Annotated in this window: 10 protein-coding genes and 3 pseudogenes; 3 read left to right on the forward strand and 10 right to left on the reverse strand. The window is 58.9% G+C overall.

The genetic code is table 11. From position 1 onward, the window contains the following. Positions 1-138 precede the first annotated feature (138 nt). From ACODSR_RS20385 to ACODSR_RS20405, 5 genes and pseudogenes are all read right to left on the reverse strand, one after another. A pseudogene (locus ACODSR_RS20385) lies at positions 139-372 on the reverse strand (transposase); the annotation flags it as partial. 323 nt (positions 373-695) lie between these two features. After that, the gene (locus tag ACODSR_RS20390) at positions 696-2,405 is read right to left on the reverse strand and encodes a sulfatase family protein (RefSeq protein WP_489078370.1); all 1,710 of its coding nucleotides are present in this window, start codon (positions 2,403-2,405) and stop codon (positions 696-698) included. A 102-nt stretch (positions 2,406-2,507) separates the two neighbouring features. Beyond that, on the reverse strand, positions 2,508-4,667 hold the full coding sequence (locus ACODSR_RS20395) for a beta-glucosidase family protein (protein WP_489078372.1): 2,160 nt from the start codon (positions 4,665-4,667) through the stop codon (positions 2,508-2,510). Between the two features lie 13 nt (positions 4,668-4,680). Next, positions 4,681-5,952: a sugar MFS transporter gene (locus ACODSR_RS20400; RefSeq protein ID WP_489078374.1), complete on the reverse strand. Its 1,272-nt coding sequence runs from the start codon at positions 5,950-5,952 to the stop codon at positions 4,681-4,683. A gap of 85 nt (positions 5,953-6,037) precedes the next feature. Next, positions 6,038-8,254, reverse strand: a complete 2,217-nt coding sequence (locus tag ACODSR_RS20405) for a TonB-dependent receptor (RefSeq protein WP_489078375.1) — start codon at positions 8,252-8,254, stop codon at positions 6,038-6,040. A 152-nt stretch (positions 8,255-8,406) separates the two neighbouring features. Here ACODSR_RS20405 and ACODSR_RS20410 point away from each other — a divergent pair, with 152 nt between their 5' ends. Beyond that, positions 8,407-9,429 (forward strand): LacI family DNA-binding transcriptional regulator, encoded by a 1,023-nt coding sequence (locus ACODSR_RS20410; RefSeq protein ID WP_489078376.1) that lies wholly within the window; start codon positions 8,407-8,409, stop codon positions 9,427-9,429. Between the two features lie 268 nt (positions 9,430-9,697). On the opposite strand, the pseudogene ACODSR_RS20415 reads toward ACODSR_RS20410, so the two are convergent. The 3 genes and pseudogenes from ACODSR_RS20415 to ACODSR_RS20425 all read right to left on the reverse strand — a co-directional run. Next, a pseudogene (locus tag ACODSR_RS20415) lies at positions 9,698-9,994 on the reverse strand (hypothetical protein); the annotation flags it as partial. A gap of 9 nt (positions 9,995-10,003) precedes the next feature. Next, entirely contained in the window at positions 10,004-11,122 is a 1,119-nt protein-coding gene (locus ACODSR_RS20420; RefSeq protein ID WP_489078378.1) for an Rv3169 family protein, read from the reverse strand. Positions 11,123-11,180: 58 nt separating this feature from the next. After that, positions 11,181-12,677 carry a phosphotransferase family protein gene (locus ACODSR_RS20425; protein ID WP_489078379.1) on the reverse strand — a complete coding sequence of 499 codons (1,497 nt, stop codon included), beginning with the start codon at positions 12,675-12,677 and terminating at the stop codon, positions 11,181-11,183. A gap of 181 nt (positions 12,678-12,858) precedes the next feature. Here ACODSR_RS20425 and ACODSR_RS20430 point away from each other — a divergent pair, with 181 nt between their 5' ends. Together ACODSR_RS20430 and ACODSR_RS20435 are read left to right on the forward strand one after the other, a co-directional pair. Beyond that, on the forward strand, positions 12,859-13,497 hold the full coding sequence (locus tag ACODSR_RS20430; RefSeq protein ID WP_489078380.1) for a TetR/AcrR family transcriptional regulator: 639 nt from the start codon (positions 12,859-12,861) through the stop codon (positions 13,495-13,497). Between the two features lie 109 nt (positions 13,498-13,606). Continuing rightward, entirely contained in the window at positions 13,607-14,524 is a 918-nt protein-coding gene (locus ACODSR_RS20435; RefSeq protein ID WP_489078381.1) for a TIGR03620 family F420-dependent LLM class oxidoreductase, read from the forward strand. Positions 14,525-14,660: 136 nt separating this feature from the next. Here the strand turns inward: ACODSR_RS20435 and ACODSR_RS20440 are convergent, their stop codons facing one another. Together ACODSR_RS20440 and fbiC are read right to left on the reverse strand one after the other, a co-directional pair. Then, on the reverse strand, positions 14,661-15,065 hold the full coding sequence (locus tag ACODSR_RS20440) for a nuclear transport factor 2 family protein (RefSeq protein WP_224551315.1): 405 nt from the start codon (positions 15,063-15,065) through the stop codon (positions 14,661-14,663). A 199-nt stretch (positions 15,066-15,264) separates the two neighbouring features. Beyond that, positions 15,265-15,542 (reverse strand): annotated as a pseudogene (gene fbiC, locus ACODSR_RS20445) (7,8-didemethyl-8-hydroxy-5-deazariboflavin synthase); the annotation flags it as partial.

Genomic DNA, 15,542 nt, shown 5'->3' on the forward strand with positions numbered 1-15,542 from the left:
CGCTCAGGAGAGCCTTGAGGCGTGCAATCTGCACGCACAGCGTATCAATCAGGATTTCGCGGGCGGAAATATCAGCGTGAGCAGCCGCCAATGTAGCTTAAAGCTCGGCAATCATCCCAGCGAATGGGTACAGCGCAAGGCGGCACTCAGGCCCCGCTTACCCAGCAGCCGCTTGAGCCGCGCGTTCTCCTCCTCGAGCGCCCGCAGCCGCTTCGCATCGGACACCTCGAGGCAGCCGAACTTGGCCTTCCTCTCGTAATAGGTCGCGCTTGACATCCCGTTCCGCCGGCACAGATCCATCACTACCGCCCCAGCCTCGGCCTCCTTCAGGATGCCGATGATCTGCTCGTCCGAAAACTGCTTCCGCTTCATTTGTCCGTCCCTTCTTCAGGGTCGGACTCTAGCTCCAAATGGAGGAAAAAACGGAGGTCACGTCAGCTTGAGGCAAGCATGTGTCGGGATAGAATGACGGCGTTCTGTGCGCTATTTTCCTGCACATCAGGCTGAATCGTAGCCGGTGTCACTGCGGCCCGCTAATGACCCGAATCTGAAGTTCGTCACGCAATGTCGATAACTCGGAACGAACTTCAGATTCAAAAGGGTCGCTAGCAACTATATTATTCTAGTGTGGTTTGAGGATTTGAAATTCGCTCCGCGCCTAGCCGCTTAATGTGGCGAATTTCAAATCCACCACACTAGCGGGGCGTGTCCTTGATGGCTCGATCGATGAGCTGCTTAAGCGGAGGTGTGTACATAAACGGCTTACCCATCTCGCGGGCCTTCAGCTTCATCGGCGTGTCGGGCATCATATCGTCGTAACGGTCGGTGGGGTTGGGTTCGATGTACCATTTGTCGGGAAATGGTGCCGCGCCCGTGCCCCCCTTGCGGCGACGCACCGCGCCGATCGACTGACGCTCCATATAGGGGATCATATGCTTGCCCTGACGGTTGGCGAGTTGCGCGTACAACGCACCGCGCAACTCCTGTTTTTTCTCTGCCCAAGCCGGATCGTCGACGAGATTGTGCATCTCTTCGGGGTCCGCCGAAAGATCATACAGTTCGTCCGTGTCGTAAATGCCATAATATTGGATGTATTTCACGCTGCCGCGCGTGATAGCGAAGGTAGTCGGCGTTTCCGGAAAGTTGTATTCCCAATAATATTCGTAGACGAAGTCGCCCGGCTTCCAGTCGCTGGGGATGGTATTGCCGTTCCATAGACTCCACGCGCTCTGGCCCTCGAACTGCGACGGCTTATTGGTGATGCCGGCGGCGGTGAGGACGGTGGGCGCGAAGTCGAGGTTGCGCACCCGGCCGCTGTTCACCACGCCTGCTGGCACCGTACCCGGCTCCCACACCAGCAGCGGTACGCGCACCGATGCCTCGTAAGCAGTGCGTTTGTCGATCAGCCCGTGGTCGCCGGTCTGGAAACCGTTGTCGGAGGTGAAGACCACCAGCGTATCCTTGTCGAGGCGGTTTTTCTTCAGGTAAGCGAAGAGCCGTCCCATGCTGTCGTCCACCGCCGAAAGGGTGCCATAATAATATTTGAGATATTCCGGCATCGGCACGTCAGCGTTGTAGAAGAAATCGATGCCATGCCAGCTGTTGCGCTGATCATAGACCCAGCGTGGTTTGCCATTGTAGTTCTCTGGTGTGTTCGCAGAGCTTGCGGGCAACTTGAACACGGTGTTGTCATATTGGTGCGCATATCGCGGTGGCGGTAGCGGGTCGGAATGAACCGCCTTGTGGCTAAGGTACAGGAAGAACGGCTTCTTCGAATCGCGCTCCTTGTCCAGCCAGCCTATCGCATAGTCGGTCAGCTCATCGGTGATGTAGCCCTTCTGAGGGACCTGCCTGCCGTCGATGTTAAGTACCGTATCGGGCTGGCCTGGAAAATCGCTCTTGGGCCAGTAGGTTCCCTGACCCTTGAAGCTGACCCACTTGTCGAATCCGGCACGTGGCGCATCGCTATCGTTGCCCATGTGCCATTTGCCGATGAATGCGGTCTGGTAACCGGCCTGCTGAAGGTAGCTGGGAAAATAGACCAGCCCCTCTTCCGACGAGTTGTTGTTGTCGACCACCAGATGGTTGCGCGCGGTCTGGCCGGTCAGGATCGTCGCGCGGCTGGGGCTGCAGAGCGAGGATGTGACCACTGCATTGGAAAGATAGGTTCCCTCGCGAGCCATGCGGTCGATATTGGGCGTACGGATCTGGGGGTTGAGAAAGCCCAGGCCGTCAAAGCGTAGGTCATCCACCAGCACGAAAATGATGTTGCGTGGGCGGGTGGTGTCCGCCTTTGCCGGTGTGCTGGCTGTTTGCGCACCAGGTTTCGCTGCGACCGAGGCGAAAGGGGACATCATGGCGGCGAAGCAAGCAGCGCCGAGCAAGGCTTTATGAATTACTTTCATCCGTCAAATCTCCCACTGCCTTATTTCAGGAGGCAACCCCGGTCCGGCGACCATTGATCATGATCTTGCGGAATATAGCCGACGGGCCGGAGCGGCTCGCCGTCAATCCTTCCAGCTTTTGGCTGGCAGGCGGACCGTGACGGGCGCTCCCAGTTTTGCTGCATTTTCGCCGAGCGCGAAGCTGTAACTACCGCTGGAGATCGACCAGCCGCCGTCTTTCCAGTCGGCCAACAAGCGGTTGTCGACGTCGAGCGTCACCTGGCGGCTCTCGCCCGGTTGCAGCGATACTTTCTGAAACCCGACGAGCCGCTGGCGCTTTTCGCCATTGCGCCCGACCAGATAGAGTTGCGGCACATCCGCGCCGGCGCGGTCGCCCACATTGCGTACGGTGAAGCGCAGCCGAACTTGCTTGCCGCCCGTGGCCGACAGGGGACCGTGGGAAAAGCTGGTGTAGCTCAGGCCATGGCCGAAGGCGAATAGCGGCGTCTCGCCCGATTTCGCGAACCCGCGATAACCGGCGTCGGCGCCCTCGTCATAGGGAACCTTGACCGGCGTGCGATCGGCCAGACCAAGTCCCGGCAGGGCGACGCGCGGATATTGATCGATCAAGGCAGGATAGGTGATCGGCACACGGCCCGACGGATTGACGCTGCCGGTCAGAATATCGGCAATGGCCTGCCCGCCTTCCTGACCCGGATACCAAGCCTGCACGACGGCCTTGGCCTTGTCGAGCCATGGCATCGTCACGGGATTCCCGGTTTCCAGCACGACCACCAGATTGGAATTGGCGTCGGCCAGAGCAGAAATCAGGCGATCCTGTCCCTGCGGCAGGGCGAGTGAGCCGGAGTCCACGCCCTCTCCCTCCCATTTGGTCGCGAAAACGATCACCATGTCCGCTTTGGCGGCATAGGCCGCGGCGGTTTCCGCCGAATAGCCGTTCTGAAAGCTGATGGTGGTGCCGGGCAAACCCTTGCGCAGCGCGTCGAGCGGTGCACCGACCATATAGAGATGTCGACTGAACAGGGCCATCACCCCGTCACCGCCCTGCTCGATGATCCGCGGCGCGCCATTGGACGGGGTGACCTGACTGGACCCCCCGCCCGACAACACCCCGAAATCGGCATTCCCACCCACCACCAGGATAGTGCGGGCCTTGGTGGCGAGCGGCAATATGCCGTCATTCTTGAGCAGGACGATGCCGCCGCGCGCCGCATCGAGCGCGACATTTGCATGCGCCTTGTAATCGATTGGCTGCGGTTCATAGGCATCGGTAATGCCGACCGCGAACAGGCTGCGCAGGTTGCGGCGCACAGCATCGGAAAGACGGCTCCTGGACACCTCCCCGCTGGTGACGAGATTGGCAAGCGGCTGACCGAACCAATGCTGCTTGTCGAGTTGGTAACCCATCTGCTGATCAAGGCCTGACTTGAAATAGGAGACGTCATCGACCGCCCCCCAGTCCGACATGACCCAGCCCTTATATTGCCAATCGCCCTTGAGTACGCGGTTCAGCAGATAGTCGTTGCCGCACGCCTTGTACCCATTGACCAGATTATAGGCGCACATGACCGCGCCCGGCTGGCCGATCTCTATACCGATCTGGAAACCCAGCAATTCGCTTTCCCGCAGCGCGCTTTCCGCGATCACCGAATCTGCCGTATGACGCAGCGTTTCCTGCCCGTTGAGGGCAAAATGCTTGATGGTCGAAACCACCCCCTGCGACTGGGTGCCACGGATGGCATGACCGACAAGCGTTCCGGCGAGCAACGGGTCTTCGCCAAGATATTCAAAATTGCGACCGTTGCGCGGGTCCCGCGCCAGGTTCATGCCCCCGCCAAGCAGAATGTTGAAACCCTTGGCGCGCGCTTCGGCAGCAACGGTTGCGCCGACCTGTTCGGCCAGCGCGGGGTCGAACGACGACGCCAGCAGCAGGCCCGACGGCATGGCCGTGGCGACATCGCCCTTCCGTAACTGGGCAGGGTTGGCGATCCCCAGGCTCGCATCGGTCGCAAGCTGCGGCGGAATGCCCAGCCGCGCGATGCCGGGGACATAACCGGCCGTGGCGGGCACGCCTTCGGGCACCTTCACCTCCAGGCCCGGAAAGGAAATCGGCATGATGCCGGACAACAGGCTGATCCGTTCGGCATCGGTCATCTGCGCTTCCAGGCGCGCGGCCTTGGCATCGGCATCGCGCGATGCAGGTTGCGCCATCAGCGGCTGCGAGGCGATCAGGCAGGACAGGGAGAGCAGAACAGGGCGCATGGAATTTCCTTTCTCAGGCCGGGTCGCGTGCCGACCAGCCGTAAATGGCGATCAAGAGATAGCAGGTGGCGGGAATGGCAAGCGCCATCGCGAGCGACGTGGCATCGGCGACCGCGCCGGCCAGCAGCGGGATGAGCGCGCCGCCGACAATGGCCATGCACAGCAGGCCCGACCCCTGCGGCGTCCGCTCGCCCAGCCCTTCGATCCCCAGGCTGAAGATCGTAGGAAACATGATCGCGTTCATCAGGCCGACGGCCAGGATCGCATAGCCGGCCACAGCGCCCGCGGTCATCGCCGAAAGGGCGATCAGCAGGACCGCGCCGATGCAGACAGCCGCCAGAACCAGACCGGGCTTGAAGCGCCGCAGCAGCAAGGCGCCGACGAAGCGGCCCACCATCGCGCCGCCCCAATAGAGCGCGATCATCGTTCCGGCCACCTGTTCGCTCAATCCCATCACGCGATCCTGCGCGAGATAGTTGACGAGCATCGAGCCGATCGCGACTTCCGCCCCGACATAGAGAAAGAGCGACGCCATGCCGCCCGCCAGCCGCCTGTTCCGCAACAGGGCAAACGATCCGGCCAGGCTGACGGCGTTGCCCCGTCCGCCCGTGATCGCGGAGCGACGCAGGAAGAAGAACAAGGCGACGGCCACGAGTATCACGGCAATCGCAATATAGGCGTGGCCGATGACCGCTGCCTCTTTGGTCAGGAAAATGGCGCGCTCGGCAGGCGCAAGCGCCGCCGGGTCCACCTCGCTCATCGAGCCGAGGATGATCAGCGCGCCAATTGGCGGAAACAGGGTAGTGCCCAGCGAGTTGAATGCCTGCGCCAGCGTCAGGCGGCTGTGCGATGTCGCCGGATCGCCCAGATTGGCGATCAGCGGGTTCGCGCCGACCTGCAGGATCGTGATCCCGGCGGCCAATATGAACAGCGCCGCGAGGAAGGCGGAATAGATACCCGACGACGAGGCGGGCACGAACATCAGGCAACCGACGGCCATGGTCACAAGGCCAACGACAATACCCTTGAGATATCCGATCCGGGCGATCAGCGCGCCGGCGGGAATCGAGACGATGAAATAGGCCATGAAGAAGGCGAACTGGGTCAGCATCGCTTCGGTGTAGGAGAGCGAGAACAGCCCCTTGAGCTTGGGGATCAGAATGTCATTGAGGCTGGTCAGTCCGCCCCAGATGAAGAAGAGCCCGACAACGGCCGCAACCAGCGTGCGCGATGCAGGCATCGGTTCAGAGCCGGTTTGAACATGGTCGGAAACCAACACGGTCATTGCGCTCTTCCTGCTGTATGATGATGGGCAGGCCCCGATCCGCCTGGACCGCAGCCTGCCCCATGAACCCGAACGCTCCCGACTATCAGAACTTCACGCCGACGCGTGCGCCATAAGTGCGCGGGTCGGTAATCTGAGAAAAACCAAAGAAGCCGTTGGTCGCTGTAGAAAGAACGATATTATTCTCCAGATTCTTGGCGAAGCCCTGGATGTACCAGCGATCACCGGGAGCATTATAGGCCACAAGCATGTCGGTCTTCGTATATCCGGGAACGCGGAACTGTGTCTGCGTTCCAAGCGCGGCAAGTCGGAAGTCGTCGGAAACACGCGTGCGCACGCCCGCCTGGATATTGCCGCCATTAGCGAGTTCGAGGGTGTGCGTGTAACCGGCGGTGAACGAGATCGACGGCGAGCGATCGAGCTTTCTGCCGCCGAAATTGACCGTCGGTATGACCTGGAAGTCATCATAGCGCGCATTAAGCCATGCCATCGCGAAGTCGAACTTGCTCGATGGCGCCGGGGCAATCACGCCTTCAAGCTCCACGCCGTCGACCTTTGCCACCGCCGCGTTGGAAATGAGTTGGCACGGACCTGCGCCGCAGGTTGCCGTTTGATTAAGCTGGATATTCTTATAATCATAATGGAATGCCGATGCGTTGAGCCGCACGGCATTGTCCAGAAACCGCGTCTTGATGCCGACTTCATAAGACGTCAGCGTTTCGGGATCGTAATAGAGTCCGCTGGCGGGGCGGTCGCAGGTCGGACCCGTGCCGGTTTCGCAGCCGTCATTAAATCCGCCCGCCTTGTATCCGGTAGCGACGACACCATAGAGCAGGGTACGATCATTGAGGTCGAAATCCGCGCCCAGGCGCCAGGTCACCTTGGAAAAGGATCCGGCGGCGATATTGGGCGTCGATGAATCGCCGGGCTGATTGCACGCGACAGTGCCACAAACAACGGTGGCCCCGTTACGCGACTTCTTGTCGTGCGAATAGCGGATGCCTGCCGTCAGGCGGAAGCTGTCGGCGACAGCATAGGTGGCTTGCCCGAACCCGGCCCAGGATTCGGTTATCGTCGGACCCTGGGGAAAGCCATATATATAGCCGGGCGTGCCCGGGGTGGGCGCGAGCAAACCGATGATGTCAGTCCTGATGCGCGACCTCTCCTTGAAATAATATAGCCCAGCCTGCGCCTTGAGTGGGCCATCGCCGACGGAGAAGCGAATTTCCTGGCTGTTCTGCCAATAATTTCCCCTGAAAGTTGAGGGTGCAACGCCCCCGAAGCTCAATTGATTTGCATTATTCTCGCGACGCTCGAATTCTCGATAGGAGCCGAGATAGTTGAGCGTGACCGGCCCAAGATCGTAGCTGAAGTCTGCCATGACGCCCCAGGTTGAATTGTCGGCATTGAGCGGGGTGGTCACGGGTGCGTTGATCGTGCGCAGTTGATCGGCGGTTTTGCTGGTCCCGATATAGATCGGCTCGACGCCTGCCGTATTGAAGGTCCGATAGAAATTACCCGTCGGAAGACCGTTGTACGGGACGCCCTTGATCGACGAATAGTCGCCGCGGATCAGCAATTCGCCGTCACCCAGGTCGAACAGGGCGGAAAGGCGGCCGGACAGATTTTTCTTGAACGGATCGAGCGGCGTCGTGAAGGCCGGTCCCCGGATCAGGTAGCTGTCGCGCCGGTCGTAATTGACGGCAGCCCGGACCGCGATGGCGTCACTTACAGGGACGTTGAGGACGCCAGTAATCTGCTGCGTGTCGAAATTGCCGTAGCTAGCGTCAAGCGAGCCGCTGAAGCTGCCCAGCTTCGGCTTGCTGGTGATGACGTTGACAAGGCCGGCGGTCGTGTTGCGACCAAAGAGCGTGCCTTGAGGGCCGCGGAGCACTTCGACACGCTGAAGATCGAAGAAACTGACCTCCTGCGCCTGGGGACGCGCGATATAAATGCCGTCGACCATGAATGCGGCGGAAGGATCGCCTTTTTCCGTGTTGTCCGAACTCGTTACGCCGCGGATGGTGATCTGCAGACCATTGTTGCGATCGATCGACAGGTTGGGAACCTGCTCGGCCAGCGACGTAGGGTTGGTGATACCCGCCGACACCAGCGCTTCGCCGCTGACAGCAGTCAATGCGATCGGTGTTTTCGACGCCAGCGATTCGTTTCGCGTCGCCGTGACGACAATTTCCCCCTCGGGAATTTCCAGCGCTTGATCGGTTTGAGCGTAGGCCCCGCCAGGAATGGCAAGGCACGCGGCCAAGGCGAATGCAGATGTACGAAAGCGATGACTGACCATGGAAAACCCCCTCCAAATCTACTCTGAGCCGTTAATTTGGCTTAATAGTAGAATGGACCTAACATTTATTGCCAACGTTGACAATAGGGCTTGAACGCAGTTTGACAAGCGGAGCGGAGGACGCGAAACCGCCTTGGGAAAGGGCAAAGCGAATGAGCGACACCAAACTGACATTGCATGACGTTGGCGCTCTTGCCGGTGTTGCCGCTCGCACGGTTTCGCGGGTCATCAACGGGGAACCGGGGGTATCGGCCAAGACCAGGGAAAAGGTCGCCAAAGCGATCGCGCAGTTAAGATTCCGGCCCAATTTCGCCGCGCGCGCGTTGCGGAGCGACCGGTCCTTTCTGATCGCCATCCTTAACAGCAACCCTTCACCGCATTATGTGGCCGATGTGGTGCGCGGCGTTTCGAGGGTCTGCCGTGAAACGGGTACCTTCCTTACGCTCGAGGAATTTGCGTCCCAGGAAACCGGCATCGCAAAAAGCGTAGCGGAACTGGTCGACAGCGTCGGACTGGCAGGCGCGATCCTTATCCCGCCATTGACCGATGACGCTGACCTGCTCGATCTCTTTGAGGCGCGCAGGATACCCATGGTTCGCATGTCGCCGGCCAGTGACATCGCAAGGACCGATGCAGTCTTTGCGCGCGACGGCGACGGAGTGCGGCAGCTGGTCGATCATCTCTACCAGCTGGGACACCGCAGGTTCGCACTGATCGGCGGACCTGCCAGCCATAGCTCCTCGCACATTCGAATGGCGGAATTTGAAGCGGCGCTGGCGGCGCATGGAATCACCTCCACAACTGTCATGGTAGAGCAGGGTGACTATACCTATGATTCCGGTGCAAAGGCGACTCGACGAATTCTGTCGCGGGCCGGGAATAGGCGCCCCTCCGTCATTTGCGCGATCAACGATGAAATGGCTGCCGGCGTGATCAGCATATTGGGCGCGAACGGAATAGCGGTGCCGGGCGAAATCGCGGTGACCGGTTTCGATGACAGCGAGATCGCCCGCCTGATCTGGCCGCCGCTGACCACGATCAGGCAATCGATCGTGGAGCAGGCAGCCGCGGCCACGCGGCTGCTTCTCGACCGAAGCAGCCCAAACCAGGGACCGCGACGCATCGAACAGGACGTGGAACTCGTCGTTCGCAAAAGCACCCTTAGGGACATATGACGGGCGTTGCGACGGGCGGCTCCTTCGCGTCAGGCGGACGCTGTGCTGTACCCCTATCGTTGCGCCCTGTGTCGCCAGCTTCACCTGTCCAGTCGAACATGGCGTATCTGTTTCGTCTGGACCGACAATCGCCGTCAACGGCACGGTCAGCAAGCTGGGCAAAGTCCGCAAGACGTTGATCGACAAACGCACCACGCGCCACAAAGGCCAGAGCGCTGGATATGGCGGTGCGCCTGCTGCGGTTTGTTGGCCACCAAGATAAGCTCATTCAAGCTACACCGGCTTCCCGCTCGAAGTCGATGGGGCTGAGATACCCCACGGTCGAGTGTCGGCGTGTCGGATTATGAAATCTCTCGATGTAATCGAACACATCGGCTCGGGCTTGCCACGACGCCAGATCGCCATGATCAGGGCATCCGTCACGAGTTGGGCCGTCGTGGTGGCGCTCATTGACCTCCTGAGCGTGTCGAAGGGCCACCACCCGGCGGGAGAACAGGTCGATGACGGCAGCGAACTGGCAATCCAGGACATTATCAGCGATGACTGATCGTTCGCCATTGTCCTTTCACGTGTTTCAACGGGCCAGGGTGGGATTATACCTCCAGCCTTCGCGCGGGCCACAGACATTGTTGACCAATCCGACTCCTTTTTGGCCATTCAGGCTCAGTTCGGCCAGACGATCCTGAATATCGAAATGCCAGCGATCATCATCACCGCTCCGATCGCGCCTGAGCGTATCGAGCGTGCTGTTTCGGTTGAAATCCCACGTCTCTCCTTCGACCAAAAGCGGCCCGCGGTCCAAGCCATGGCGATCGTCATAGCCCTGCCCCGCGTTGTAGAATGGCGCGTGAATGCCCTTGGCCTCCAGTGTCCAGACCTTCCCATGTTCGTCGGTGAATTCCCACTCGGCTTGGCTCCAAACGCGCGTGCTGCCTTGCGACGTCGTGTCCTCGTCGAAGTGGAAATTGTGGCGCACGTTGACGAGTCGAACCACCCGCCCGTCATCATACATGACCGCGCCATCTTCAAGTTTGTAGTCGTTGCCATCAACGGGCACGTGGAAGAAGGTGAAATTCAGGACGCAATCTTCGAAATGGCCCATAATCCAAAAATAGGCCTCAACATGACGCATCAATCCCTTGCCTCGAACACCCCAAGTGCGGTCGCGCACGCCGACATAGCGATTAAGTTCGATTGTCTCGCTGCCAATTGTGATCGATCCGTCAAAATAGCCCATTTGAGTAAAGTGCGTCATCGGATGACTGGGCACGTCGAGCTTGTTGTAGAGAAATGGCGCGACGCGGGCGGTAAAATCGATCGAGCCGGAAATGCCATGAGGATTCGCGCCGAGCGAAAAGCGCTGACGCTTCATCGGTTCGATGATCTCTACAGACAGTGGCCCGACATGGCTGTTGTTTCGATCCGTTTCATTGCTTTCGTGCGAGATATGGCGCGACGCCCGAAAGTTATATTGCACGCCATCGCGAATGACGCAGAAAGAGCCGTCAATCACGCCGTGGCCGCTGACATTGGGGTAGGTGCCAAGCCCCGCAGCGATATAGGTCCGCCCATCCAGACCGTGGCAGCCAAACCAGCAGCGATCCATGAAGCTTTCGCTCTTGTTCGCAACGGTATCTATCGTGTCACTGGTCTGGTGAATGAAATAGTCGTCAAATTTGGTAAGCGCCATCATGCTATCCTTCCAGGATCATATGGTCAATTTCGTACTGTGGCAGAGGTCGCTACCGCCGTTATTCGTGCGCTTTGGCCTTTTCCGCCTCTTCGAGCGCCTTTGCCATGCGCTGAGCGGGCAAATGGATGAAGGATCCAAGGACCAATAGTTCGGGATATACTCGCGGCAAAGAGTAGAAGCGAAATTCTGACTCGGACATCACAACGTACATGATGAAAAAACGAAAGAGATTGAAATATTTCAGTTGAAATTCCGTCACGGGTATCCCGCCTGCCTCGACATAGTCGAGCATGAACTGTTGCGCGTCGTCCTCGTTTGAAAAAGACGCCAGCAAGCCGGCGAGATCTTCGGCTCTGTCGCCAAGATGCGACAGTTCCCAATCCAGAACGCCACTGATTTCGTCACCATGCATCATGATGTTGTGCAGCGCGTAATCGCCGTGCACGAGCACCGGCTTCTCTGTGATCTGCGGAAGATTGGCGCGCAGCCAGTGCAGCGTCGCCTCCACCGTTGGGGACGAAAGGCCGGTGGACCGCCATAGCTTGATCCAGCGTTCGAGATAGGTAAGGACCGCTTCACTGGTCGAAGTGCCGACCAGATCCGTGTCGACGAGACTTTGCCGCAAATCCGGGTCAGATTTGTCGAGGGGGATCGCGTGAATCTTGGCAAGCTGGGTCGCCAGCGCGCGGAGTTGCGCCGGGCGGAGTCGCTGCGCTTCGATCACCGTGCCAAAATTCTGGCCTTCCAGCTTGCGGGTCACAAGAAACTGGGCGTCATATTTTTCCGTGTAACGCTCAAGCCAGATCGGCTCTGCTACCGCCGCGCCGTGCCGATGCAGATAGCGCAGGAGAAAATATTCGCCGTGGATCGTGCGCCCTTCAATACCGAGCGGAAGCCCCGTGCTGGCGCGTGCGACCAAGTCCCAGTGTTCCCCCGCGTCATCCTCAAGCGTAAACAGGGTCGTGAGATTGGAAAAGCCGCCAATCAGGCTGGCGAATTCGACGACCCGAGCCTGTCCGAAAACGCCGCCTTGCGCACGGGCGGACGCTTCCAGGCTTTGCCTGAAGTCCCGTTGCTGCAAGGCTTCGGTTTTCTCTGTGGAAGGGAGTTTGAGAACGCGTTCCTCCCAGCGGCAAAGCGACGTGACGATGCCTTTCATTGCGCCTGTCGGGTCAGTCGGATAGCCCGATCGGGCCACCAGCGACGACAGAGCCGACTTTAGTGCAAGAAGGCTGTGCTGAGCCGCGGCATAGTTACTCGATCCCTCAATCGTCGCGGCCAATTCACGGAACCGCGTAAGTTCTCCCGCACTCGGCGCTTCGCGTTCAATGACCTCGGCCAGACGCGCCGCCAATGCGTATCCAGATGCATATAGGGGGACAAGATCGGCAGGGTTTTCGTGGCGCAGCAATTCGCCGATCACCGTCGCCACCGACATCCGATCCATGTCGGACGCTGGAATGGCAAAGCGGCTCGCCATGCGTTCGGCTGCATGCGCCAAGGCGTCAAACAGCCGACGTTTATGCGCGTCGGTCGAGTTCTGCTCGATTGTCATAACGTTCAGATCTCTCCGGGCAGCACATTTTTTTAGCTTCCGCGCAATGTGCGGAAATGATGGCCTCTGGTACCGCCGCCCCCTACGCAAGTCAACAAAGAACGGTTGACCATTCTAGTTTTCGAGATGGTCATGCAGTGGCTGGAAAATCACTCATGCGCTTGCTAAGCGGATAGAGAGGATGACAATGAAAAACGCAAAGAAGCCGACGACCCGCTTGGAAAACCGGGTGCAGCGTCAGACACAGATACTGGATGCGGCGAGGGCTTGCGTTCGTGTCGACGGCTTTGCGGCAAGCCTGAGCCGGATTGCAGCGCAGGCGTCGATGAGCGGCGGGCATATTTATCAATATTTCGAGACGAAAGAAGCGATCATGATCGCGCTTTGCGAGCGTGATTTCGAGGATTTCATGCTGCAGATGAGCCATTTTGGACAGCACGTCGCGTCTGACAGGCTAGCAGTCATCGAAGCGCTTTCAAGTGAGATCATGTCGCTGTTCAGCCATGACCGGTCTGCGCTGACGCTGGAAATCATTGCAGAAGCGGAACGCAATCCTAAGTTCCTCGACCTCGTGTTGCGGGCCGATGAAAGGATACGTAGGGCGTTCCGTACCATTATCGAACCCCTATTGCCCGGTCTTACGAGGCAGGAAATCGATGAACGCGTGGAAACTTTGTTGGTCATGGCACGCGGGCTGGCCGTCCATATGTGCATGCGCCCGGCCAGCGATTATCACCTGCTTGCGGCGACATTCAAGTTCACTCTTCGGGGGGTGTTGTCTGCAAAATCTGATGACCCTGAACGTGAGAGTTTGCGATAGCTAAATAGGCGCACAGGGGTTTCATGTGGCGCCCGGCCGCGGCATCGCGATCATATCGCGGTGAGCCATATGGAATTTAGGCAAGTCATCGAAGGTAAGGGAGCAGGAAATGAAACTTGGCAAATTAGGTATATGGGTAGCGCTCGATGGTCCGATCGGTCATTTTGAAAATGACGATTCAGCAGGATTAGGGCGCGCTACCGCACCGCGTATCGTGAACTTTGTACGCCATGTGGAAACACTTGGCTATTCCGCGATATGGATGCCGGATGGGTTCGGGCGCGACTCATTCATAGCCTCCGCGCTGCTGCTTGCTAATACGCAGAATATGATCGTCGCGACCGGCATATCGTCGATCTACTCGCGCGATCCCGTCGCCTCCGCGGCGGCCGGCAGTGCTTTGAACGAATGGTCCGGGGGCCGATTCATCATGGGGCTGGGCGTATCCCATCGCAAGGTTGTCGAGGGCATACGCGGTCATGACTATACCAAGCCTGTGGCCGCGATGCGTGGCTATCTTGAGGGCATCGCAGGTGCGCCCTACTATGCCGCGTCTCCAGCCGAAAAGACGCCTATCGTGCTGGCAGCGCTCAGGGGCAAAATGCTCGAACTCTCCCGTGATCAGGCGGACGGCGCGCATACGTTCAATGTGACGCCGCAACATACGGCTCAGGCCCGTGAGATTTTGGGGCCGGGAAAGCTGTTATGCGTCGAACAGAAGCTGATCCTCGAAACCGACCCGGCGAAGGCACGCGCCATCGCCAGAGCGGAACTCGAACTCTATCTTGGCCTCGACAATTATCTTAATTCCTGGCGCGCGATGGGTTTCAGCGATGCCGATTTCGCGAATGGCGGCTCTGACCATCTGATGGATTCCATTATCGCATGGGGCGACGAAAGCGCCCTGCGCAAGCGTATCCAGGACCATTTCGATGCCGGCGCGGACCATGTCTGCTTCAAACCGGTGGGTCCGGACAACCACACCGATATGCGCATCATAGAAATGCTTGCGCCGACAGCCTCATGACGTAAGGCGGGGATAGCGATGGTACAACAATGGTCCGATCAATCGAGCCAGTTGATACATCGCTACCTCGCCCAGCCGGTCCAGGCTCTCCTGCTGGACCTCGGCGGGTTCAAGCGAACGGCACCTTATGCCTCGATTATATGAGGTCGGCAGCCCGCAGCGCCGCAGCGGTGTCGCCATATACCACTTCTAGCTTTTGTGTCTTTCCGTCGACGATCGTCCAGATTTCGACCAAAGGTATGGTGACGGGCGTTCCCGTTTTCTTGCCGACCAGATCAAGCACGCCCCAGGAGATGACGTTGTCGCCGCTGGCTATGATGTTGTGCTTGGTGAATTTGAGACTGGAATAATGCTCCAGCACCTTTCCAATCAGGCTCGGGAAGCTTTGGACGCCCTTGTGAATGCCGCCATAGGGCAGGGAAGGGGCCTCGTGGATTTCCGTTTCATCCGTAAAGCTTGCCGTGAACCCTTGCGGTTCTCCGCGCGCGCTGGCGGCATAGGCGTCTTTTACGATTTGCAGATTTTGCTCTTCGACTGACATTATTCTTATCCTTCCATTAATTGGCGACGTTTGCGCCGTTCTTGCTTCCAGGTTTATTCTGTCCATCCCGCAGGGCTGTCGGCGAGCGTCATGGGCATTTCCAGGCGTGATATGTCCAGATTCCTCCCCGAACGATCGAAGCCAATTTGGACATCATATCCGTCGCCCGCGATTCGGCGGATCACCCCCGAACTGCACGTCACTCGGCGGCCTCCAGACTGGGGGCAATGACAGGCTTGTATAATGTGGTGCGCTGCGAGGCAGGTCGACCGGCCTCGCGTGCGAACCCATGCATTTGCGTGGGATCGCATAATTGGCCGTTCAGACCGCCGGCAGCGCGGGTGATGGATTCGTCCATCAATGTACCGCCAAGGTCGTTGACACCGGCTCGCAGGGCCGCTGCAACACCGCTTGGTCCAAGTTTCACCCAACTTGCCTGGATATTGGTTATCAGCGGATGGAGGACCAGGCGCGATA

The organism is Sphingobium sp. FG125 (genome assembly GCF_057809795.1).